This is a genomic window from uncultured Aquincola sp. (assembly GCF_964001545.1).
In the GTDB taxonomy this organism is placed as follows: Bacteria; Pseudomonadota; Gammaproteobacteria; order Burkholderiales; family Burkholderiaceae_C; genus Aquincola.
Map to the genome: position 1 here is coordinate 1 of NZ_CAXFDV010000867.1, position 2460 is coordinate 2460.

Below are 2460 nucleotides of genomic sequence, written 5' to 3' on the forward strand. Positions count from 1 at the left end.
GAGTTTCCGCCCGCCTTCCTGCGCCGCTGCCTGCGGCTGCAGATGCCTGACCCCTGCCAGGACGTGGCCCGGCTGACGCAGGTGGTGCAGGCCCATCTGGCCGAGTACTTCCACGGCGAACTGGCGGCCGAGGTGCAGCAGCGCATCGCCGACTTCGCGCAGCGCGCCGCCAACGAACGCCTGGCCACCGACCAGCTGCTGAACGCGGTGCTGCTGGTGGTGGGCCGCGCCGGGCTGCCGGCCGAGCAGAAAGATGGATTGGTCAAGCGCGTGACCCAGCCGCTGGGCTGACCGTGTGAGACCGCTTCGCCCGTTCCCGCTGCCCGCGCGCTGACCGTGTCATCCCCCGGCCACCCGCCCGACCTGCGCCCATGGCTGGCGCGGCTGCAGGCCGCCGGCCTGGCCGACGACGCCACGCAGCTGCTGGACGCGCTATGGCTGAGCCGCTGGCTGCCCGGGCCAGGGGCGGCCACGCCGGTGCCGGCTGAGGCGCCATCACTGGACGACAAGGGCTCGACGACGACGCCCGCCCCTTCCACGACGCCGCCTACGCGTGCCCGGCCGACCGGCCCCGAGGTGGAGGTGCCACTGCCCGCCGCGCCGCCACCGCCACCGCCAGCGCCAGCGCCAGCCGATGCCGGCGTGTATGCCCGCGCCGGCGCCCCCACCGCCGACGACGCCTGGCGCGCCCGTGCGCTGCGCGTGGCCGGCGTGCCCGCGCTGCGCGACGGCCCGGCACTGGCGCGCGCGCTACGCCCGCTGGGCAAACGCCGCCGCTCGGCCACCCGCTTTGTCATCGACGAAGCCGCCACCGCCGAGCGCCTGGCCGACACCGGCCTGTTGTCGCCGGTGCTGGTGCCTGAGCGCGAGCGCTTCTTCAGCGCCACGCTGCTGGTGGAAGACAGCGCCGCGATGCCCTTGTGGCGCGGCCTGGCCGACGAGCTGGAAACCCTGCTCGCGCGCCAGGGCGGCTTCCGCCGTTTCCGGCGCCTGGCCCTGGTGACCGAAGCGCCACTGCAGCCAGCCCCGCCCGGCCCGCCGCCCCGCCTGCAGCTGCGCAGCCGCAGCGGCGCGCTGCAGTCGCCGAGCATGCTGCTGGAAGACGATGCCTCGCTGGTGCTGATCGCCACCGATGGCACCAGCGCCGCCTGGTCCGACGGCCGCATGGCCGCGCTGGCCGCACTGCTGGGCCCACGCACCTGCGTGGCCGCGCTGCAGTGGATGCCCGAGCGCCTGTGGCCGCACAGCGCGCTGGGTGCCGCCGACCTGGGCGTGCAGGCGCCGCGCCCCGGCGCACCGCTGGCCGAGCTGCGGCTGACCCGCCCGCGCTGGCTGCGTGCCCACCGACCCGTGCAGCCGATGCCGGTGGCCGCGCTCACGCCCGCCTCGCTGGGCCGGCTGGCCACGATGCTGATGGCCAAGCCCGGCGTCCGCGGGGCCGCCGCGCTGCTGTGGCCGGCCACGTCCGCCCCGCCAACAGGAGCGGGGGCCGGCGAAGAAGACCTGTCCCAGCTCACCCCCGAGCAACGCATCAGCCGCTTCCGCGCCGTGGGCAGCGCGCGCTTGCTGCAGGCTGCTGTGCAGCTGTCGGCCGCCGCGCCGCTGACGCTGCCGGTGGTGCGCCTGGTGCACCGCGTGATGCAGCCCGGTGCCCCGGCCGAAGACCTGCCGCTGCTGCTGCTGGGCGGCCTGCTGCAGCGCCAGCCGGCGCCCCCGGCCGAGGCGGCCATCGGCGGCGACGACGACGTGGTGTTCGACTTCGCGCCCGGCGTGCGCCAAACCTTGCAGGCCGCGCTGCTGAAGCACGAAGCCGACGCGGTGCGCCGCGCCGTCTCTGGCTACATCGCCGAACGCACCGGCAGCCCGATCGACCTGGCCGCCTTGATGCGCGACGACCAGGGCGCGCTGCGCCTGCCCGCATGGGCGCTGCCGTTTGCGGAAGTCTCGCGGCAGGTGCAGGCGCTGTACCGGCCGCCCCCAGCGCCGCCCGATGCACCGCCAGCGGATGCAGGGCCGCCAGCGCCCAGCGTGCGTGAACCGCAGTGGGCACCGGGCGTCACCGTGCAGGCCGAAACCGCCCTGCCCGCCGAAGCCCGCAAGCTGGCCTGGTCGCCCGACGGCCAGCGCCTGGCGGTGCTGCACCAGCAGGGCCTGGCCACGTTCCGGCTGCAGCCCACCGGCCCCGGCCAGCGCCGCTGGCAGCGCGAGCCGCTGGCCATGCGCGGGCCCAGCACGGTGTTCCTGGTGCAGGGCTTCGACGTGCTGCAGCCGGACTTCGAAGCCGCCGTGCAGGCGTTCCGGGACGCCTGGCCGACGCTGTTCAGCCAGCCGTTGCGGCTGAAGTTCCACACCGTGGGCGACGCCTTCGGCAAGGACTTGCGTCGCCGCCCCGACGACGACCTGCGGCGACTGCTGGACCGGGTCGAGCAGCAAGCGGCGCTGATGCTGTGCGTGGGCGGC

At 75.8% G+C, this 2460-nt stretch carries 2 protein-coding genes; both read left to right on the top strand.

Annotated elements, in window-relative coordinates:
* Window positions 1-291 (top strand): hypothetical protein (locus tag ABNT58_RS29855; RefSeq protein WP_348756977.1); only part of this gene is annotated, 291 nt, incomplete at its 5' end.
* 45 nt (window positions 292-336) lie between these two features.
* On the top strand, window positions 337-2460 hold a 2124-nt coding region (locus tag ABNT58_RS29860), incomplete at its 3' end, for an SAV_2336 N-terminal domain-related protein (RefSeq protein WP_348756978.1).